This window comes from Phreatobacter sp. AB_2022a (assembly GCF_026847585.1).
Classification (GTDB): domain Bacteria; phylum Pseudomonadota; class Alphaproteobacteria; order Rhizobiales; family Phreatobacteraceae; genus Phreatobacter.
Genome location: NZ_JAPSET010000017.1, coordinates 49,021 through 67,759, shown reverse-complemented (window position 1 = coordinate 67,759; position 18,739 = coordinate 49,021). Strand labels below are relative to the sequence as shown.

Annotated in this window: 19 protein-coding genes; 10 read left to right on the top strand and 9 right to left on the bottom strand. The window is 67.0% G+C overall.

Translation table 11 applies throughout. The features are described from left to right. Window positions 1-6: 6 nt before the first annotated feature. Complete coding sequence (locus OZ671_RS14295) at window positions 7-3,171, bottom strand: efflux RND transporter permease subunit (RefSeq protein WP_268861371.1); 3,165 nt, start codon at window positions 3,169-3,171, stop codon at window positions 7-9. A gap of 2 nt (window positions 3,172-3,173) precedes the next feature. Further along, entirely contained in the window at window positions 3,174-3,398 is a 225-nt protein-coding gene (locus tag OZ671_RS14290) for a hypothetical protein (RefSeq protein WP_268861370.1), read from the bottom strand. Window positions 3,399-3,591: 193 nt separating this feature from the next. Between OZ671_RS14290 and OZ671_RS14285 the strand changes: the two genes are divergently transcribed. Then, entirely contained in the window at window positions 3,592-4,215 is a 624-nt protein-coding gene (locus tag OZ671_RS14285) for a TetR/AcrR family transcriptional regulator (protein WP_103168614.1), read from the top strand. A gap of 35 nt (window positions 4,216-4,250) precedes the next feature. On the opposite strand, the gene OZ671_RS14280 is transcribed toward OZ671_RS14285, so the two are convergent. Continuing rightward, the gene (locus OZ671_RS14280; RefSeq protein ID WP_268861369.1) at window positions 4,251-5,729 is read right to left on the bottom strand and encodes an NAD(P)H-hydrate epimerase; all 1,479 of its coding nucleotides are present in this window, start codon (window positions 5,727-5,729) and stop codon (window positions 4,251-4,253) included. Between the two features lie 356 nt (window positions 5,730-6,085). Here OZ671_RS14280 and OZ671_RS14275 point away from each other — a divergent pair, with 356 nt between their 5' ends. Both OZ671_RS14275 and glnA read left to right on the top strand, forming a co-directional pair. After that, on the top strand, window positions 6,086-6,424 hold the full coding sequence (locus OZ671_RS14275) for a P-II family nitrogen regulator (RefSeq protein WP_038311697.1): 339 nt from the start codon (window positions 6,086-6,088) through the stop codon (window positions 6,422-6,424). Window positions 6,425-6,485: 61 nt separating this feature from the next. Next, entirely contained in the window at window positions 6,486-7,895 is a 1,410-nt protein-coding gene (glnA, locus tag OZ671_RS14270) for a type I glutamate--ammonia ligase (RefSeq protein ID WP_038311696.1), read from the top strand. A gap of 206 nt (window positions 7,896-8,101) precedes the next feature. Here the strand turns inward: glnA and OZ671_RS14265 are convergent, their stop codons facing one another. Further along, the gene (locus tag OZ671_RS14265) at window positions 8,102-8,314 is read right to left on the bottom strand and encodes a hypothetical protein (protein ID WP_038311695.1); all 213 of its coding nucleotides are present in this window, start codon (window positions 8,312-8,314) and stop codon (window positions 8,102-8,104) included. Window positions 8,315-8,586: 272 nt separating this feature from the next. Here OZ671_RS14265 and OZ671_RS14260 point away from each other — a divergent pair, with 272 nt between their 5' ends. Continuing rightward, window positions 8,587-10,602 carry a PhoX family protein gene (locus OZ671_RS14260; protein ID WP_268861421.1) on the top strand — a complete coding sequence of 672 codons (2,016 nt, stop codon included), beginning with the start codon at window positions 8,587-8,589 and terminating at the stop codon, window positions 10,600-10,602. 188 nt (window positions 10,603-10,790) lie between these two features. Next, on the top strand, window positions 10,791-11,177 hold the full coding sequence (locus OZ671_RS14255; protein ID WP_268861368.1) for a VOC family protein: 387 nt from the start codon (window positions 10,791-10,793) through the stop codon (window positions 11,175-11,177). 86 nt (window positions 11,178-11,263) lie between these two features. Here the strand turns inward: OZ671_RS14255 and rpsI are convergent, their stop codons facing one another. The 3 genes from rpsI to OZ671_RS14240 all read right to left on the bottom strand — a co-directional run bounded on the left by rpsI (window position 11,264) and on the right by OZ671_RS14240 (window position 12,835). Continuing rightward, entirely contained in the window at window positions 11,264-11,740 is a 477-nt protein-coding gene (rpsI, locus tag OZ671_RS14250; protein ID WP_038311693.1) for a 30S ribosomal protein S9, read from the bottom strand. 2 nt (window positions 11,741-11,742) lie between these two features. Further along, a complete protein-coding gene (gene rplM / locus OZ671_RS14245) occupies window positions 11,743-12,204 on the bottom strand; it encodes a 50S ribosomal protein L13 (RefSeq protein ID WP_268861367.1) in 462 nt (153 codons plus the stop codon). Between the two features lie 187 nt (window positions 12,205-12,391). Next, the gene (locus OZ671_RS14240) at window positions 12,392-12,835 is read right to left on the bottom strand and encodes a PaaI family thioesterase (RefSeq protein WP_268861366.1); all 444 of its coding nucleotides are present in this window, start codon (window positions 12,833-12,835) and stop codon (window positions 12,392-12,394) included. A 107-nt stretch (window positions 12,836-12,942) separates the two neighbouring features. On the opposite strand from OZ671_RS14240, the gene OZ671_RS14235 reads away from it, so the two are divergent. The 3 genes from OZ671_RS14235 to OZ671_RS14225 all read left to right on the top strand — a co-directional run bounded on the left by OZ671_RS14235 (window position 12,943) and on the right by OZ671_RS14225 (window position 15,864). Then, a complete protein-coding gene (locus OZ671_RS14235) occupies window positions 12,943-13,782 on the top strand; it encodes an enoyl-CoA hydratase (protein WP_268861365.1) in 840 nt (279 codons plus the stop codon). After that, on the top strand, window positions 13,779-14,333 hold the full coding sequence (locus OZ671_RS14230) for a CoA-binding protein (RefSeq protein ID WP_268861364.1): 555 nt from the start codon (window positions 13,779-13,781) through the stop codon (window positions 14,331-14,333). Before OZ671_RS14235 ends, OZ671_RS14230 begins: the two co-directional genes overlap by 4 nt. Before the next feature lie 247 nt (window positions 14,334-14,580). After that, window positions 14,581-15,864 carry an O-acetylhomoserine aminocarboxypropyltransferase gene (locus OZ671_RS14225; protein WP_038311688.1) on the top strand — a complete coding sequence of 428 codons (1,284 nt, stop codon included), beginning with the start codon at window positions 14,581-14,583 and terminating at the stop codon, window positions 15,862-15,864. 82 nt (window positions 15,865-15,946) lie between these two features. Here OZ671_RS14225 and OZ671_RS14220 read toward each other — a convergent pair whose 3' ends face one another. Beyond that, on the bottom strand, window positions 15,947-17,050 hold the full coding sequence (locus tag OZ671_RS14220; RefSeq protein WP_442957084.1) for a COX15/CtaA family protein: 1,104 nt from the start codon (window positions 17,048-17,050) through the stop codon (window positions 15,947-15,949). A gap of 121 nt (window positions 17,051-17,171) precedes the next feature. Here OZ671_RS14220 and OZ671_RS14215 point away from each other — a divergent pair, with 121 nt between their 5' ends. Both OZ671_RS14215 and panC read left to right on the top strand, forming a co-directional pair. Next, window positions 17,172-17,393 carry a DUF2842 domain-containing protein gene (locus OZ671_RS14215; RefSeq protein ID WP_038311687.1) on the top strand — a complete coding sequence of 74 codons (222 nt, stop codon included), beginning with the start codon at window positions 17,172-17,174 and terminating at the stop codon, window positions 17,391-17,393. A 40-nt stretch (window positions 17,394-17,433) separates the two neighbouring features. Beyond that, window positions 17,434-18,288: a pantoate--beta-alanine ligase gene (panC, locus tag OZ671_RS14210; protein ID WP_268861363.1), complete on the top strand. Its 855-nt coding sequence runs from the start codon at window positions 17,434-17,436 to the stop codon at window positions 18,286-18,288. Here panC and OZ671_RS14205 read toward each other — a convergent pair. Continuing rightward, on the bottom strand, window positions 18,266-18,727 hold the full coding sequence (locus tag OZ671_RS14205; RefSeq protein ID WP_268861362.1) for a hypothetical protein: 462 nt from the start codon (window positions 18,725-18,727) through the stop codon (window positions 18,266-18,268). The genes panC and OZ671_RS14205 overlap by 23 nt on opposite strands. Window positions 18,728-18,739: the final 12 nt, after the last annotated feature.

Below are 18,739 nucleotides of genomic sequence, written 5' to 3'. Positions count from 1 at the left end.
CCCGTCTTATTCTGCGGGATGGGCGTGTCCCGCCGACCCGTGCATGGAGCCCGGCGTCGCCACCGGATGTTTCAAGGTTTTCTCGCGCCAGGTTTCGATCATCGCATAGAAGACCGGCACGAAGATGAGCGTCAGGACGGTCGCCACCAGCATGCCGCCGAAGACGGCGGTGCCGAGCGACTGGCGGCTGGCCGCGCCCGCACCGGTCGCCAGCACCAGCGGCACGACGCCGAGGATGAAGGCGAACGCCGTCATCAGGATCGGCCGGAGCCTGAGGCGGGCGGCCTCCGTCGCGGCGTCGAGGATGGAGAGGCCGTCCTCGCGCCGGCGCTTGGCGAATTCGATGATCAGGATCGCGTTCTTGGCGGCAAGGCCGATCAGCATGACGAAACCGATCTGCGAATAGACGTCGAGCTGCATGCCGCGCAGCCAGATGGCACCGAGCGCGCCGAACAGGGCGAGCGGCACCGAGAGCAGGACCATGAAGGGCATGGACCAGCTCTCGTACTGCGCGGCCAGGATCAGGAAGACGAAGACGAGCGCGAGGGCGAACACCACGATGGCGACCGAACCGGCCCGGAGCTCCTGATAGGTGATGCCGGTCCATTCGTAGCCGAAATCGCGCGGCAGCGCGGCGGCGGCGGCCCGCTGCATGGCCTGGATCGCCTGGCCCGACGAGAAGCCCGGCGCGGCATTGCCGTTGATCAGCGCCGAGCCGTAATTGTTGTAGTGCGAGACCGTCTCGGGGCCGACGATCGGCTGCAGCGAGCCGAGCGTCGACAGCGGCACCATGGCGCCCTGGTTGTTGCGCACATAGAGCTTGGTGAGGTCGGTCGCCTCGGCGCGCGAGGCCTGGTTGGCCTGCAGGGTGACGCGGAAGGTGCGGCCGAACAGGTTGAAGTCGTTCACATAGAGCGAGCCGAGATAGATCTGCAGCGTGCTGAACACGTCGGGCATGTTCAGGCCGAGCATCTTCGCCTTGTTCCGGTCGAGGTCGTAGCGGTACTGCGGCGTCGAGGTCGAGAAGGTCGTGAACAGCGTCTGCGGATTGAGCTCCGGCTGCTTGCGCGCTTCCGCGATCAGCGCCTGCGTCGCCTCGTTCACCGCGAAGGCGCCGCGCCCGGACAGGTCCTCGACCTGGAACTCGAAGCCGCCGGTCGTGCCGAGGCCCTGGATCGAGGGCGGCTCGAAGGCCAGCACCATCGCGTCCGGCATGAAGAACAGCTTGGGCCGGACGCCGTTGACGATGGCGGTGGCGCTCTGGTCCGGCCCGCGATCCTTCCATGGCTTCAGGATCGCGAAGAACACGCCGGCATTCGACTGCGCCGCGAAGGTCAGGAAGTTGAAGCCGGTGACCGAGATGACGTTCTCGACCCCGGGCGTGGCAAGCAGCGTGTCGCGCGCCTGCCGCGCCACCGCATCGGTACGTTCGAGCGAGGCGCCGTCCGGCAGCTGCATGACGACGAAGAAGTAGCCCTGGTCCTCAACCGGCAGGAAGGCCGAAGGGACGCGCGTCGAGATGAGGTAGGTCGCGCCGATAATGCCCACGAAGGCGGCCATCAGCAGCCATCGGAACCGGACCAGCCCATGCACCGAGGCGGCATAGGCGTGCGACATCCAATGGAAGCCGTTGTTGAACCAGCGGTAGAAGAAGAAGTTGCTCGGCGGCCGGTGCCTGAGGAAAGCGGCCGACAGGGCCGGGCTGAGGGTCAGCGAGTTGAACGCGGATATGCCGACCGAGATCGCGACCGTCAGGGCGAACTGGTTGTAGAGCTGGCCGGTGACGCCGGGAATGAAGGCGACGGGAATGAACACGGCCATCAGCACCGCGGTGGTCGCGATGATCGGCCCGGTCACTTCCTTCATCGCCAGATGCGCCGCCTCCAGCGGCGGGTGCCCGGCCTCCAATTGTCGCTCGACGTTCTCGACCACCACGATGGCGTCGTCGACCACCAGGCCGATCGCCAGCACCATGCCGAGCAGGCTCAGCATGTTCAGCGAGAAGCCGAGCATCAGCATCACCACCATGGTCGCGATCAGCGAGACCGGGATGGCGATGATGGGAATGATCGTGGTCCGCCAGCTCTGCAGGAAGACGAAGACGACGAGCACGACCAGCGCGAGCGCCTCCAGGAGGGTCTTGACGACATCCTCCATCGCCGCCGAGACGAAACGCGTCGTGTCGTAGAAGATGCCGTAGCTGATGCCCTGCGGGAACCGCTCGGCGAGCTCCTTCATCTTGGCTTCGACATTTTCCTTCAGCTGCAGCGAATTCGAGCCCGGCGCCTGGAACACGCCGAGCACGATGGTCGGCTTGTCGTTGAAATAGGTGCTGGACGAATAGAGCAGCGCGCCGAGCTCGATGCGCGCGACGTCGCGCAGGCGCACCAGCGAGCCGGCGGCGGAATTGGCGCGCACGACGATCTCACCGAACTGTTCGGGATCGCTCAGCCTGCCGCGGGCATTGACCTGGACCTCGAAGGCCGTGCCGGCCGGCGTCGGCGGCTGGCCGATCTTGCCGGCGGCGACCTGGACGTTCTGCTCCTGCACCGCCTGCTGGACGTCGACGGCGGTGATGCCGAGATTGGCGAGCTTGTCGGGATCGAGCCAGATGCGCATCGAATAGCGCCGCTCGCCGAAGATCTGGACGTCGCCCACCCCGTGCACGCGCTTCAGGGGGTCGACGATCTGCAGATAGGCGAAATTGCTGAGGCCGACGGCATCCACCGAATTGTCGGGCGAGACGACGTTGACGATCAGCACGAAATTGGGGTTCTGCTTGAGGATCGTCACGCCGCTCTGGTTGACGATGCCCGGCAGCGCGGGCGCGGCCTGCGACACGCGGTTCTGCACGTCGACCGCGGCGATCGACAGCGAATAGCCGACCTCGAAGGTGACCGTGATGCGCGCGGAACCGTCGTTCGAGCTGGTCGAGGACATGTAGGTCATGCCCGGCACGCCGTTGATGGCCTGCTCGAGCGGCGTCGTCACCGTATCGGCGACGACCTGCGCGCTGGCGCCGGGATAGTTGGCCGCCACCACGACCTGCGGCGGCGTGATGTTCGGAAACTGTGCGACCGGCAGCAGGAAATAGGCAATCGCCCCGGCCAGCACCATGATGATGGCGATGGCCGAGGCGAAGATGGGACGGTGAATGAAAAATCCGACCATGTTCAGCAGGCTCTTGGAAGCTCCGCGGCCTTGCCGGCCCGCGTCATCGTGTACACACGGGAAGGCGGAAGCGTGGCACGCGGCGCATTGCGCCTCAGGTTATCGGCAACCCCGCGCAACATCGCGCCAAGGGCGCGCGGGTCGACATCGTCGGCGCGCATCAGCGTCCGGATCATCGGATCGTCGAGCAATTGGTCTACGGTCAGGTCAGCGCAGCGCGTAACCATGCAGTCCTCCTTTCCGGGGACGCGAGCGTCCCCTGATATACAGTCCGTTCTGGTGGGGCCGGCCCTGGGACGCCCTCGAATACGCTGGGTCGCAGGCCCTGGAACCGGCTATGCCTTGACAGTTACCGCCCGGAGGATTACCGATCGGTAACAGGCGCCATCTGTTACTAGCCTGTAACATCCTCGTCAAGCCATGTCGGACGTCATTTTGCACAATTCAGGTAACGTTGAGCTCGCGGCCCTCCGTCCGCGGGAGCGCATCGTGGTCACCGCCCGGGAATTGTTCCAGAAGCACGGTGTCAAGGGCGTCGGCGTCGATGCCATCGCGGAGACGGCGCTCACCAACAAGATGACGCTCTACCGCCATTTCGGCTCCAAGGACGACCTGATCGTCGAGTGCATGCAGCGGGCGATCGACGAATCCCTGCAGTGGTGGGACAGCCTGGAGGTCGAACACCCCGGCGATGCCAGGACCCAGCTCAAGGTCTGGCTGGAACGCTGCAACGACTGTCTCGTCTCCGATGAGCGCGGCTGCGAGATGGCCACCACCGCGGTCGAGCTGACCGAAGACGATCACCCGGCCCGCAAGGTCATCGAAGCCGGCAAGAAACAGCATCGCGACCGCTTCATCGACCTGTGCCGGCGGGCCGGCCTTGCCGAGCCCGAGCAACTCGCCGACACGCTGTGGCTGCTGTTCGAGGGCGCGCGGATCAGCCGCCAGAGCGAAGGCGCCGAAGGCCCCTGCGCCCATTTCAAGCGGATGGCCGAGGCCATGATCACGGCGGCTGATCGCTCGAATAACCCTAACGGCCGTTAGGCAGTCCGGCCCGGCGATCTCCGCCCGCGCGCCGGTCACTGCATAGCGAGCAGCGCCCGCAAGGCCACCGGCAGCGCATCTGGCAGGTCCTCGGCAATCAGCCCGACGCCGACCGTGCCGGCCGCTTCGCCATGCAGCCAGACCGCCGCCGATGCGGCTTCGAAAGCCGGCATGCGCGCCGCCAGCAGCCCGGTCACCATGCCGGCCAGAACGTCCCCGGATCCGGCGGTGGCGAGCCAGGGCGGCGCATTGGCGGCGATCGCAGCGCGGCCATCGGGCGCCGCGACCACCGTATCGGGCCCCTTCAGCACCACGACCGCGCCGGAGGCTGCCGCCGCCGCCCGCGCCGCGGCGAGTTTCGCGTCGGCCGGCGCGCCGAACAGCCGGGCGAATTCGCCGCCATGCGGCGTCAGCACCACGGGCCGGTCGGCGAGCGTGGCGATGGCCGCGAAAAGATCGGCCGGCGTATCGGCGAAGCTGGTCAGCGCGTCCGCATCGAGCACCGTCGCCGCGCCGCTGGCCAGCGCCGCCTCGACCAGCGCGCGGGTCGGCGCGCCGATGCCGAGCGCCGGCCCGAGACAGATGGCATTGCGCCGGTGGTCGCTCATGAGACCGGCAAGGTCGGCTGGTCCGTCCGCCTGCGCGAGCATCACGGCGGTCAGATGCGCGGCATTCACGTGCAGGGCTTCGGCAGGGCTTGCGAGCGTCACGAGCCCCGCCCCTGCCCTCAGCGCCGCGCGCGCCGCGAGCCGCGCGGCTCCGGTCGCCGCCGGCCCGCCCGACATCACCACGGCATGGCCGCGATCATACTTGTGGGCGTCGATGCGCGGGAATGGGAACAGCGGGCGCCACAGCGCCGGCGCGTTCGCGAAGGTCTTCGGCCTGATCGTATCGAGCACCGTGTCGGAAATGCCGATGTCGGCCACCCTGACCATGCCGCAGTGGAGCCGCCCGGGCAGCAGGAGGTGACCCGGCTTGCGGCGATAGAAGGTCACGGTTTCGGCGGCCGTCACCGCGGCGCCGCGCACCGCGCCCGTCGCCCCATCGATGCCGGAGGGAATGTCGACGGCCACGACCCGGCAGGACGACGCATTGAGCCTTGCGATCACCTCCGCCGTCGGCCCCGCTATGTCACGCGACAGGCCCGCGCCGTAGAGCGCATCGACGACGACGCCGGCCGAGCCTTCCGACCAGTCCGCGAGCGGGGCCACCGCATCCCGCCATTCGGCATGGGCCGCGGCGGCATCCGCCGCCCGGGCTTCCGGCGGCGCGTCGGCGAAGACGCTCGCCCTGTAGCCGCGGTGCTTGAGGATGCGCGCCACGACATAGCCGTCGCCGCCATTGTTGCCGGGGCCGCAGAGGATCGCGACGCGGCCGCCGAGCGGAGCCTGATGCGATACGGCATCGGCGACGGCCAGGCCGGCACGCGCCATCAGCACCTGACCGGACAGACCCGAGGCGACGGTCAGTCGATCGGCCTCCGCCATTTCGGCGGGCGTGAGCAGCGCGGACATGCGAAAGACTGGTCGGAAGCGGTCGTTTGCGTCAACCGCGCGTTGAACACGGCTGCCGGCATGGTGAAAATTGGCCGGATCGCCCCGAATTGCCTAAAAAGCATGCAGATCGGAAGGACGGTCTCCCACTTTGCCGCGCCGCAGCACGAACAATCTGCCTTAAATTTAGTCATCATGCCCAATCTGATGTCAAACTCCCGGCCGCGGGGCGATCCTTTTCCCGGGCGAACACCTGGGCCCCTTGAAAACACGTGCCTTTTCCCGCCGGGCGGTTCTGGCACGCGTCCTGCAAGCCCGCGAAATGGTTCGAGCGCCGGTGCCCTTCATCGGTCCTGGAACCATAGGAGCAGACCGGAATGAAAAAGATCGAGGCGATCATCAAGCCGTTCAAACTCGATGAGGTGAAGGAAGCCCTGCAGGAGGTCGGCCTCCAGGGCATCACCGTCACCGAGGCGAAGGGCTTCGGGCGTCAGAAAGGGCATACGGAGCTCTATCGCGGCGCCGAATATGTCGTTGACTTCCTGCCCAAGGTGAAGATCGAGATCGTGATGCCCGACGAGATGGTCGAAAAGGCCATCGAGGCGATCCGCAGGGCCGCCCAGACCGGGCGCATCGGCGACGGCAAGATTTTCGTGTCCAGCATCGAGGAAGCGATCCGCATCCGCACCGGCGAGTCCGGTCTCGACGCCATCTGATTCCGGCGGCCCCGGGGGGCCTGCCGCTCTACCGAACGTGCAAACGTAAAAGGAAGCACCAATGACGACTGCCAAGGACGTTCTGAAGATGATCAAGGAGAACGACGTGAAGTATGTCGATCTCCGCTTTACCGACCCGCGTGGCAAGTGGCAGCACGTCACCTTCGACATCTCGATGATCGACGAGGAGATCTTCGCCGAGGGCACGATGTTCGACGGCTCCTCGATCGCCGGCTGGAAGGCGATCAACGAGTCGGACATGCTTCTGATGCTCGACCCGGCGACCGCGGTCATCGACCCGTTCTTCGCCGACACCACCCTGTCGATCGTCTGCGACGTTCTGGAGCCGACCACCGGCGAGCCCTATGGCCGCGACCCGCGCGGCATGGCCAAGAAGGCCGAGGCCTATCTGAAGTCGACCAAGATCGGCGACACCGTGTTCGTCGGCCCCGAGGCCGAGTTCTTCGTGTTCGACGACGTGAAGTTCTCCGCCGAGCCCTATCACATGGGCTTCAAGCTCGATTCGAGCGAGCTGCCGATCAATTCCTACACGGACTATGAAGGCGGCAATCTCGGCCACCGCGTCCGCGTCAAGGGCGGCTATTTCCCGGTCCCGCCGGTCGACAGCCTGCAGGACATGCGCGGCGAGATGCTCTCGTCCATGGCCAAAATGGGCGTGAAGGTGGAAAAGCACCATCACGAGGTCGCCTCCGCCCAGCACGAGCTGGGCATGAAGTTCGACACCCTCACCCACATGGCCGACCAGATGCAGGTCTACAAGTACTGCATCCACCAGGTCGCCCACATCTACGGCAAGACCGCCACCTTCATGCCGAAGCCGGTCTTCGGCGACAACGGCTCGGGCATGCACGTGCACCAGTCGATCTGGAAGGGCGGCAAGCCGCTGTTCGCCGGCAACAAATATGCCGACCTCAGCCAGGAATGCCTGTGGTACATCGGCGGCGTGATCAAGCACGCCAAGTCGCTGAACGCCTTCACCAATCCGTCGACCAACTCCTACAAGCGTCTGGTTCCGGGCTATGAGGCGCCGGTCCTGCTCGCCTATTCGGCGCGCAACCGCTCGGCGTCCTGCCGCATTCCGTGGACGTCGAACCCGAAGGCCAAGCGCGTCGAGGTCCGCTTCCCCGACCCGACCGCCAATCCCTACCTCGCCTTCGCCGCGCTGCTGATGGCCGGCATCGACGGCATCGTCAACAAGATCGATCCGGGCGCCGCCATGGACAAGGATCTCTATGACCTGCCGCCGAAGGAGCTGAAGAAGATCCCGACCGTCTGCGGCAGCCTGCGCGAAGCCCTCGCCGCCCTGGACAAGGACCGGGCCTATCTGAAGGCCGGCGGCGTGTTCAACGACGACTTCATCGACAGCTATATTGAGCTGAAGATGACCGAGGTGATGCGCTTCGAAATGGCGCCGCACCCGGTCGAGTTCGACATGTACTACTCGGTCTGAGGCGTCGTCCCGGCGCGGCACCGCGCCGGGCTCCCCTCGCCGGATCACGCATCGATGGGAAACGGGCGCCGCGCGGCGCCCGTTTTTTTTGCGCGCGGCGCAACGGCACATCGCCGGCGCCGGGCTGACGCGGCAGACCACGGCCCATGCGCCGCCGGGCAAGGCGTCGCGTCAGAGATTCGTCCGGGATGGATCGGGCGGCGCGGTCACAACACCAGGAAGGCGACCGCCAGGGCTCCGGTGATGGTCCAGGCGCCGATGCGCCCGAGGCTCCAGCGCGGCGCGGTGTCGTCGCCGGGCAGGACGAGCTGGGTTTCTTCCGGATCGATGCAGCCGAGGGCAAGACCGGCGCGCTCGGCGACCCGCATCAGCTTTGCGAGATCGGCTTCGATCGTCTGGAAACCCAGAACCCGGTCCATGGCTCAACTCCAACGCGATACTGTCTGACCCACCACATTTCAAAATAGCCGAAGGCCGTAAACGATGCCTTTAGCCTCGGAATGCTGTCCCGATTAGCTGCGCCGCATGTCCGTCGGATGACGTCCGGACGGCCGAAATGGGACGAATGTTTCAAACCGGGAGGCGTGGCGTATAAGTCACGGCTTTGTCGCGCTTGCCATGCAAGTTCGATGCGAACCTGATCCTGGAGCGTGTCATGACCGGCGAATCCGAGCCCAATCCTCTCAATGCCATGGCGGCCGCGGACCCGGCAGCCCAGGTGCTCAGCCGCTCCCAGCAGGCCGAGGAGGCCGAGAATCGCGGCTCCAGCCCGGCCGACAATCCGACCATCGGCGACATCATCGCCCAGCGCTTCAACCGGCGTGACCTGATGAAGGGCATTCTCGGCGTCGGCGCGATCACCGCGACCGTCTCGCCGCTGGCGCTGGCGACCGCCGCGCAGGCCGCCGGCACCAATACGACGCCGTCCTTCGCCTTCACCGAGCTCTCCTCGGCGCCGACCGAGCGGGCCGAGGTCGCCGAGGGCTACGACGCCAATGTCCTGATCCGCTGGGGCGACCCGGTTCTGCCGGACGCGCCGGCCTTCGATCCGCGCAACCAGACCGGCGCCTCGCAGGCCCGCCAGTTCGGCTACAACAACGACTATCTCGGCTACATTCCGATGCCAGGCGCGGCCAATCCCTCGCGCCACGGCCTGCTCTGCATCAATCACGAATATACCAACGAGGAGCTGATGTTCCCTGGCATCGGCGTGCAGGACGTCCGGGTCCAGGCGCGTGGCGGCACGCCCTTCGCCAAGATGACGCCCGAGCTTGCCAGCGTCGAGATGATGGCCCACGGCGGCTCGGTCATCGAGATCCGGCGCGAGGGCGAGCATTGGAGCGTCGTGCCCGACAGCCGCTATGCCCGGCGCATCACCGCCGAGACCGAGATGGAGATCACCGGCCCCGCGGCCGGCCACCCGCGCATGCGCACAAGCTATGATCCAGGCGGCCGCAAGGTGCGCGGCATGATCAACAACTGCGCCGGGGGCCGCACGCCCTGGGGCACCTGGGTGACCTGCGAGGAGAACATCAACTTCTATTTCGGCGGCACGCTCGCCGACGACCACCCGGAATATCGCAACTTCAAGCGCATGGGCATCCCGACGCGGGCGATGAACTGGTCGGACTATCACGACCGCTTCGACATCAACAAGGAGCCCCACGAGGCCAACCGCTTCGGCTGGGTGGTGGAGATCGACCCGTTCGATCCGAACTCCGTGCCCAAGAAGCGCACTGCCATCGGCCGCTTCAAGCACGAGGGCGCCGCCGGCATCACCGCCAAGGGCGGCCAGTACGTCATCTATGCCGGCGACGACGAGCGCTTCGACCACGTCTACAAGTTCGTCACCGCGGGCCGCGTCACCGGCAACCGCGCCGAGGACATGAATCTCCTCGAGAACGGCACGCTCTATGTCGCGCGCTACAATGTCGACGGCACCGGCGACTGGCTGCCGCTGGTCCACGGCCAGGGACCGCTGACGCCGGAAAACGGCTTCGCCTCGCAGGCCGACGTTCTGATCGAGGCGCGCCGGGCGGCCGATCTCCTCGGCGCCACGCGCATGGACCGTCCCGAGGACGTCGAGGCCAATCCGAAAACCGACAAGGTCTACGTGATGCTGACCAACAATGTCCGGCGCACCGGCGACCAGGTCGACGCGGCCAATCCGCGCTCCGACAACCGTTTCGGTCACATCATCGAGATGCTCCCCGATGGCCGCGACCATGCCGCGGCGAAGTTCACCTGGGACATTCTCGTGCGCTGCGGCGATCCTTCGGTGGCGGCGGTCGGCGCCACCTTCAATGCCGCCACCACCAAGGACGGCTGGTTCGGCATGCCCGACAATTGCGCCATCGATTCGGAAGGCCGGCTGTGGGTCGCGACCGACGGCAACATGCCCTCGAAGACCGGCCGCAACGACGGCATCTGGGCCATGGAGACCGAAGGACCGGCGCGCGGCACCTCGAAACTGTTCTTCAAGGTGCCGATGGGCGCGGAAATGTGCGGGCCCGAATTCACTCCCGACGGCGAGACCTTCTTCGTCGCGGTCCAGCACCCGGGCGAGGCCGACGACGAGAACCCGCGCGCCGAGCCGGCGACCTTCGAAAACCCGTCGACCCGCTGGCCCGACTTCAAGCCGGACATGCCGCCGCGGCCCTCCGTGGTGGCCATCACCAGGAAGGGCGGCGGCAAGATCGCCGTCTGACCCATGCATGACGACGGACGGGCCGCGGGAACGCGGCTCTGTCCGGCTCGTTGGTTCAGGTGAAGGCCATCGGCGCGCGGCAAGCCGCGATCTCGCGCGTTGCGCGCGGATGGGCGTAGCATGCGGCGGCACGCGAGGCCTGGCCGGGCCCGAGAGCGTCGCACCAGAGCGGGCAACGAGGCCATGCCATGACGAGCGGAAACTTCCAGCGCGCCGACCACTCCACGGTTTCGGCCTATATCATGGTCGCCGGCGCCGCCAGGCTGATCGACTTTCTCGGCACCGTCTTCGGCGCCACCACGGTGCTGCGCCACGACCGCCCGGACGGCAGCGTCATGCATGCCTCGGTCAGGATCGGCGACAGCGTCGTGATGATCGCCGACGCCACGCCCGAATACCCGGCCTTCCCGGTCTGGCTGCACGTCTACGTGCCCGATGTCGGCGAGACCTATGCGACGGCGCTCGGCCACGGCGCAACCGTCGTCCAGTCGCCGACCGAAAAGGGCGACGGCGACCGGCGCGGCGGCTTTGCCGATCCTGCCGGCAATACCTGGTGGATCGCGACCGCGGTCTGAGCGGGCCCTGCGTCGCATCGCCGCTCCAAAGAAAAAGCCGGGCACGAGGCCCGGCTTTTCCATGGTTCGGTCGGGGCGAGCCCGGATCAGCGCTTCGAGAACTGGAAGCTGCGGCGGGCCTTGGCCTTGCCGTACTTCTTGCGCTCGACCACGCGGCTGTCGCGGGTCAGGAAGCCTTCCTTCTTCAGCACGCCGCGCAGTTCCGGCTCGTAGAAGGTGAGAGCGCGGGAAATGCCGTGGCGCACGGCGCCGGCCTGGCCGGAAAGGCCGCCGCCGGCCACCGTGACGTCGATGTCGTACTGGGTGTCGCGGCCGGCGAGCACCAGCGGCTGCTTCAGGATCATGCGCAGCACCGGGCGCGCGAAATAGACGTCGAGCGCGCGGTCGTTGACGGTGATCGTGCCCTTGCCCGGCTTGACCCAGACGCGGGCGACCGCGTTCTTGCGCTTGCCGGTGGCATAGGCGCGGCCCTGCTTGTCGAGCTTCTGCACGTGCTTCGGCGCCTCGGCGGCGGCCGGCTTGAGGGAAGCGAGGCCCTCGAGAGACGAGACGGTCTCGGCCATCGTCAGTTCCTCACGTTCTTGGAGTTCATGGCGCCGACGTCGAGCTTGGCCGGCGACTGCGCCTCATGCGGATGCTGGTCGCCGCCGTAGACGCGCAGGTTCGACAGCTGCTGGCGGCCGAGCGGGCCGCGCGGAATCATGCGCTCCACGGCCTTCTCGATGATCCGCTCCGGGAAACGGCCGTCGCGGATCTTCTTGGCGATCCGCTCCTTGATGCCGCCGGGATAGCCGGTGTGGTGATAGTAGGCCTTCTGGTCCCACTTGCGGCCGGTGAGCACCACCTTCTCCGCATTGATGATGATGACGTTGTCACCGCAATCGACATGGGGGGTGTAGCTCGGCTTGTGCTTGCCGCGCAAGCGCATCGCCACGATCGTCGCGAGACGGCCCACAACCAGGCCCGTCGCGTCGATCAGAACCCACTTCTTGTCGACCTCGGCCGGCTTGGCCACGAAGGTCTTCATGATGGTCTCATCCGACTTCAAGAGAAAACTCGAACGCCGGGACTGGCGGTCCCGGCGCGGTGGCGAAGGCTATAAGCGAGCCGGCCATCAGCGTCAATCGACAAGCTCTATAATTTTCCAAGTAAAATCAGATGCTTATAAAATAGGTATTGCAATACCTTTGATTTTCACGCGGAATCGCAAGCCTTTATGCGCCGGCGCGTTCCTGCGGGATGGCATAGGTGCCGGTGACATGGGCGACCATGTCCTCCTCCTCGCCGTCCGAGTAGATCGAGACTTCGCCGACGGCAAGGCGCCGGCCGAGGCGGAGCAGCTTCGTGCGGGCGATGAGATCGCGCGGAGCGGGCTTGCTCAGGAAATTGATGTTGAGATTGGTGGTCACCGCCATGGCGACCGGCCCGATCGAGGCGAGGATGGCGATATAGAGCCCGACATCGGCGAGCGTCATCATGGTCGGACCTGAGATCGTGCCGCCGGGCCTCAGGTGGCGCTGGTCGAAGCGGCAGCGCATGACGGATTCGCGGTAGCCGACCGAAACGATGCTGAAGGCGCTGTCCGGCGTGAAGACCTGGGGGAAGTCGCGCGCCAGGAACGTGTTCAGCTGCGCGATGGTCATGACCGCGTGCGACATGAAAGGCTGCACTCCCCCGGGGCAGGGCTGCCAATCCGCAGCCGACTTGAAGCCGAGACGATAGCGGGCCAATTTCGCTTCACCACCCCCGCGAACGGCAGATAGCCATGAATGCCTCCTCCCCTGCGGCCGCCGCCGCCGCCGCCTCCGCACCGCCTGCCGCCCTGCTCGACCGGCACGACGACGACGGCGTCGCCACGCTGACCCTCAACAATGCAGCGAGCCGCAACAGCCTGTCGGAAGCCATGCTCGCGGCGCTGTCGCAGGCCTTCGGCGCGATCGCCGCCGACCGATCGGTGCGCGCGGTGGTTCTGACCGCCAGCGGCCCGGTCTTCTCCTCCGGCCACAATCTGAAGGAAATGACCGCGCGGCGCGCCGATCCCGACCGGGGCAAGGCCTATTTCGCCGATATCCTGGCCCGCTGCTCGGCCATGATGCAGCAGATCGTCACCCTGCCCCAGCCGGTCATCGCCGCGGTCCAGGGCACCGCCACCGCCGCAGGCTGCCAGCTGGTGGCGAGCTGCGATCTCGCGATTGCCTCCAGCGCCGCGCGGTTCTGCACGCCGGGCGTTCACATCGGCCTGTTCTGCTCGACACCGATGGTGGCGCTGTCGCGCAATGTCGCGCCGAAACACGCCATGGAAATGCTGCTGACCGGCGAGATGATCGGCGCCGAGGACGCCTTCCGCTTCGGCCTCGTCAACAAGGTCGTGCCGGCGGGCGAGGAACATGGCGCAGCCATCTCCCTGGCGCGCATCATCGCCTCGAAGTCGAGCCTGACCGTCCGCATCGGCAAGCGGGCCTTCTACGAGCAGTTGGACATGACGCTTGCCGAGGCCTATCGCCATGCCAGCGCCGTCATGACCGAGAACATGCTGGCGCGCGACGCCGAGGAAGGCATCGGCGCGCTTCTGGCCAAGCGCGAACCGCGCTGGGAGGACAAGTGAATCACGACGACTATTCCAACGGCTACATCCGCGGCATCCTGTCGGCGGTTAAGGTCGTCGCCATGGTCGGCGCCTCGGCGAACGAGGTCCGCCCGAGCTATTTCGTCCTGAAATACCTGATCGACCGTGGCTATCGGGTGCATCCGGTCAATCCGACGCTGGCGGGCACCGACATCCTCGGCCGTACCGTCTATGCGTCGCTCGCCGACGTGCCCGAGCCGATCGACATGGTCGACATCTTCCGCAATTCGGAGGCCGCCGGCGGCATCGTCGACGCGGCGCTCGCCCTCGACCCCCGGCCGAAGGCGATCTGGATGCAGCTCACCGTGCGCAACGACGCCGCCGCCGCCCGCGCCGAGGCCGCCGGCCTCAAGGTCGTGATGAACCGCTGCCCGAAGATCGAGCTCGGCCGGTTGTCCTCGGAGATCGCCTGGATGGGCGTCAATTCCCGCACGATCTCGGCCAGGCGCGCGCCGCAGCTGAAATCGGGCAAGTTCCAGAAGCTTGGGCTGAGGCCCACTTTCGGCGGTGGCGAGGGGCACGGCGAATAGCATTTTCGCGTGAGCCCTTCGCCGTCTCACGGAAACGGTGAAAGGCTCCAAGCTGTTGGCTTGCCGTTTTTTCTTCACGCGAACCGGTATCCAGCTCGCGCGAAGGCGCGAGACGGCCGGCCGCCGATCGATGGGGGGGCGCGGAGCGGCTTCCGTGCCGTCGGCGCTTGACGCTGGGACGGCCCCTTCGTTAGCAGGCATTGGTTCAGTCGCGCCCGATCGAGGCCGCGCGTTTCAGGAGGAAGTCATGTCCGACCGCATCCCCGGCTTCTCGACCTTGGCCGTCCATGCCGGCGCCCAGCCGGATCCGACCACGGGCGCCCGCGCCACCCCGATCTACCAGACGACGTCCTTCGTCTTCGACGATGTCGACCACGCCGCCTCGCTGTTCGGCCTGCAGGCCTTCGGCAACATCTATACGCGCATCGGCAACCCGACCAACGCGGTTCTCGAGGAACGCGTGGCCGCGCTCGAAGGCGGCACCGCCGCGCTCGCCGTCGCCTCCGGCCATGCCGCCGAGTTCCTGGTCATGCATGCGCTCATGCAGCCGGGCGACGAATTCATCGCCTCCAAGAAGCTCTATGGCGGCTCGATCAACCAGTTCAACCATTCCTACAAGAACTTCGGCTGGACCGTCGTCTGGGTCGACCAGGACGACATCGCGGCGGTGGAAGCGGCGGTGACCGCCAAGACCAAGGCGATCTTCATCGAAAGCATCGCCAACCCGGCCGGCAACATCACCGATATCGAGGCCTTCTCGGCGATCGCCCGCAAGGCCGGCGTGCCGCTGATCGTCGACAATACCCTCGCCTCGCCCTACCTGATCCGGCCGATCGATCACGGCGCCGATATCGTCATCCATTCGGCGACCAAGTTCCTCGGCGGCCACGGCAACTCGATCGGCGGCCTGATCGTCGACGGCGGCACCTTCGACTGGTCGAAGAGCGGCCGCTATCCCATGCTGACCGCCCCGCGGCCGGAATATGGCGGCATCGTCCTGCACGAGACCTTCGGCAATTTCGCCTTCGCCATCGCCTGCCGGGTGCTGGGCCTGCGCGATCTCGGACCGGCGCTCTCGCCGTTCAACGCCTTCATGATCCTGACCGGCATCGAGACCTTGCCGCTGCGCATGGACAAGCACTGCCAGAACGCCTTCAAGGTGGCGGAGTGGCTGTCCAAGCACCCGAAAGTGTCGTGGGTGAACTATCCCGGCCTGCCCGGCGACAAGCAGCATGCGCTCGCCCAGAAATATTGCCCGCGCGGCGCCGGCGCCGTCTTCACCTTCGGGCTGAAGGGCGGCTTCGAGGCGGGCGTGAAGCTGGTTTCCGAGGTCAAGCTGTTCTCGCACCTCGCCAATGTCGGCGACACTCGCTCGCTGATCATCCACCCCGCCTCCACCACCCACAAGCAGCTCTCGGATGCGCAGAAGACCGAGGCCGGCGCCGGCCCCGAAGTGGTGCGCCTGTCGATCGGCATCGAGGACGCCGCCGACATCATTGCCGATCTCGACGCGTCGCTGCGCGAGGTCTGAATCGCGAACGGCCGGCATCGCCGCGGAACCGCGGCGATGCCGGACCTGACGGGTCAACTGGCGCCTGCGGCGCGCTTGCCTTTCAGGCGGCACGCCCCATCGGGGCCATCGCGGCGGCCGGCGCCGAGGGGTTCTCCGGCAGGCGCCTTGCCCGCACCAGGCCATGCGCATGGCCGACGGCGTGGCCGAGCACCAGAACCGCGAAGGCCTGGTGCAGCAGGCCCGCCCACAGCGGCACCACCAGGACCAGCGTGGTGATGCCGATGATCGCCTGGGCGGTGATCAGGCCGAACAGGACGGTCGCGCTCTTTGCAAAGCCGCTGCCACGGGCGGCCAGCATGTGCCACAGCGCCAGGGCGAACAGCACATAGGCGCCGAGCCGGTGATTGAACTGGGTCAGCGCCAGCGAGTCCACGAAGGCCTCGAGCGTGCTCGGCTTGTCGAACAGCTGGCCGAGCGGCGGCACCAGGGCGCCGTCCATCAGCGGCCAGTCGTTGAAGCGCATGCCGGCATCGTTGCCGGCGACCAGCGCGCCCAGCATGATCTGCACGACGATGAGAACGAGCACGGCGAGGCCGCCGCAGCGCAGGCGCGTCGATACCGGCCCGCGATCGCGGGCGGGCTTCAGGCCGAGCGCCACCCAGACGAGGGTGGCGAAGATCAGGCAGGCCAGCGTCAGGTGGAACATCAGCTTCAGCGGCGCGACGGCCACCATGCCGGGGTTGAGGCCGGAGGCGACCATCAGCCAGCCGACGAGCCCCTGGAAGCCGATCATCAAGCCGATGCCGAAGGTGACCGCGGCGAGCCGGCGGTCGAGCCGGCCGCGCATCAGGAAGAACAGCCAGGGCAGCAGCATGGCCGCGCCGATCACCCGGCCGAGCAGCCGGTGGGCCCATTCCCACCAGAAGATGAACTGGAAATCGGCGAGCGACATGCCGCGATTGACCAGGTCATATTGCGAGCTCGCCTGGTATTTGGCGAATTCGGCGAGCCACTGGGCATGGGTCAGCGGCGGCAGCGTTCCGGTCACCGGTCGCCATTCGGTGATCGACAGGCCGGAATCGGTCAGCCGCGTCGCGCCACCGACCACCACCATCGCAAAGACCAGGGCGGCCACGAGGAGCAGCCACAGGCGGACGGCCCGGTGGGGATCGATGGTGGCGGAAACGGACTGGGCAGCCGTCATGCGGCTTTTCCTCGGCGCTTGTGATCGATGGTCGGAGAGAGATATAGACCTCGCCGGTGCCCGACAAGGCGGCATCCTGTCCAGTGCCCGGCACTGATCACGGCCCAAGGACGAAAGACCCATGCATGTGCGCACCCGCAAGCTCATCGGCACGGTCATCCTGCTCGTCTGGGTGACCTTCTACGCGCTGCTGGTGATGGGCATCATGCACAATGCCGCCCGCAAGTTCGGCCCCATCGGCGAGCCGGTCTTCTACGCGCTCGCCGGCATCGGCTGGATTCCCGTCGCCATGCTGGTCATCTGGTGGATGGCCAAACCCGGCGCCGAAGACGACACTGCCTGATCGGTTTTTAAGGTCCCCCGCCCCCGATACGAGGATTGCCATGACCCGCCCGACGCCCACGGTCGTCCGCACCGTCGCGGACCTGCGCGCCGCGGTTTCCGCCTTTCGCGCCAAGGGCGACACCATCGCCATGGTGCCGACCATGGGCGCGCTCCATGCCGGCCACATCTCGCTGGTCGAGGCGGCCAAGGCGGCCGGCGCGCGCGTGGTGGTGTCGATCTTCGTCAATCCGACCCAGTTCGCCCCGACGGAAGATTTCTCCAAATATCCCAGGACCTTCGAGGCCGATCTTGCCAAGCTCGCCGCGGTCGATGCCGAGCTCGTCTACGCCCCGACCGTCGATGTCATGTACCCCAGGGGGTTCGTGACCAGCGTCAACCTCGCCGGCCCGGCGACCGCCGGCCTCGAGGATGTCGCCCGGCCTCACCATTTCGGCGGCGTCGCCACCATCGTCACCAAGCTGTTCACCCAGTGCCGGCCGGATCTTGCCATCTTCGGCGAGAAGGACTTCCAGCAGCTCGCCGTCATCAGGCGCATGGCGGTCGACCTCGACCTTGCGGTCGATGTCCGCGGCGCGCCGACCATCCGGGAAGCCGACGGCCTCGCCATGTCCTCGCGCAACGTCTATCTGACCGCCGCGGACCGCGCCAAGGCGCCCCACCTGCACGCGGCCATGCAGACGGCGGCGGCGGCCATCCGCCGCGGCGGCCTCGCCGCGATCGAGACCGCGCTCGCCGCGGGCCGCGCCACCATAGCGGCGAATGGCTTCGCGCTCGACTATCTCGAATGCCGGGCCGCCGACGATCTCGGCGCGGCCCGCCCGGACACGGCGCTGCGCCTGCTCGTCGCCGCGCGCATCGGCCAGGTCCGGCTCATCGACAATATCGCGGTGTGACGGGACGCTCGTCGGCCGCGCGCGCCGGCCGAAAGAACCCGGCAAGGAAGGCCGCCGCCGGCTCGGACAGGCCGACGACCTTGTTCGTCGCCTGCCGGTACAGCTTGAAATTGAGCTCTGTGGCGGGCGCTCGATCGCTCCAGTCGTCGAAACGCTTGAGCTCGCGCCGCCCGAGCGGCCTCAGGGCGAGCTCGATACGCGCGACCGCAAGGCTGACGCGCGGGGTCTGCCTGGCGATGCCGGGGATCCGGGCCACCGCCGCGGCGGAAGTCACGACGCCGCGTGCGACGAGGCCCTGCCCGCCTTCGTTCTCGCTGGCGAACAGGAAGATATCGTCGCCCGCGGCGACATGTTTGCCGCCATACATGGTCTTCTGCGCGGAAAAGACGAAGGCTGGCGCCTGCGGATCGTCGATCGGCGCCTTGATAGCGAAGGCCATGCGCAGCTCCTC

Bases quoted from the DNA above. Each gene is read 5' to 3' on its own strand.
- OZ671_RS14235 (WP_268861365.1), top strand. From the start codon at position 12,943: ATGAATGCCTCCTCCCCTGCGGCCGCCGCCGCCGCCGCCTCCGCACCG.
- OZ671_RS14265 (WP_038311695.1), bottom strand. From the start codon at position 8,314: ATGGACCGGGTTCTGGGTTTCCAGACGATCGAAGCCGATCTCGCAAAG.
- OZ671_RS14260 (WP_268861421.1), top strand. From the start codon at position 8,587: ATGGCGGCCGCGGACCCGGCAGCCCAGGTGCTCAGCCGCTCCCAGCAG.
- panC (WP_268861363.1), top strand. From the start codon at position 17,434: ATGACCCGCCCGACGCCCACGGTCGTCCGCACCGTCGCGGACCTGCGC.
- OZ671_RS14280 (WP_268861369.1), bottom strand. From the start codon at position 5,729: ATGTCCGCGCTGCTCACGCCCGCCGAAATGGCGGAGGCCGATCGACTG.
- rpsI (WP_038311693.1), bottom strand. From the start codon at position 11,740: ATGGCCGAGACCGTCTCGTCTCTCGAGGGCCTCGCTTCCCTCAAGCCG.
- glnA (WP_038311696.1), top strand. From the start codon at position 6,486: ATGACGACTGCCAAGGACGTTCTGAAGATGATCAAGGAGAACGACGTG.
- OZ671_RS14255 (WP_268861368.1), top strand. From the start codon at position 10,791: ATGACGAGCGGAAACTTCCAGCGCGCCGACCACTCCACGGTTTCGGCC.
- rplM (WP_268861367.1), bottom strand. From the start codon at position 12,204: ATGAAGACCTTCGTGGCCAAGCCGGCCGAGGTCGACAAGAAGTGGGTT.
- OZ671_RS14205 (WP_268861362.1), bottom strand. From the start codon at position 18,727: ATGGCCTTCGCTATCAAGGCGCCGATCGACGATCCGCAGGCGCCAGCC.
- OZ671_RS14225 (WP_038311688.1), top strand. From the start codon at position 14,581: ATGTCCGACCGCATCCCCGGCTTCTCGACCTTGGCCGTCCATGCCGGC.
- OZ671_RS14295 (WP_268861371.1), bottom strand. From the start codon at position 3,171: ATGGTCGGATTTTTCATTCACCGTCCCATCTTCGCCTCGGCCATCGCC.
- OZ671_RS14290 (WP_268861370.1), bottom strand. From the start codon at position 3,398: ATGGTTACGCGCTGCGCTGACCTGACCGTAGACCAATTGCTCGACGAT.
- OZ671_RS14220 (WP_442957084.1), bottom strand. From the start codon at position 17,050: ATGACGGCTGCCCAGTCCGTTTCCGCCACCATCGATCCCCACCGGGCC.
- OZ671_RS14275 (WP_038311697.1), top strand. From the start codon at position 6,086: ATGAAAAAGATCGAGGCGATCATCAAGCCGTTCAAACTCGATGAGGTG.
- OZ671_RS14285 (WP_103168614.1), top strand. From the start codon at position 3,592: ATGTCGGACGTCATTTTGCACAATTCAGGTAACGTTGAGCTCGCGGCC.
- OZ671_RS14240 (WP_268861366.1), bottom strand. From the start codon at position 12,835: ATGTCGCACGCGGTCATGACCATCGCGCAGCTGAACACGTTCCTGGCG.
- OZ671_RS14215 (WP_038311687.1), top strand. From the start codon at position 17,172: ATGCATGTGCGCACCCGCAAGCTCATCGGCACGGTCATCCTGCTCGTC.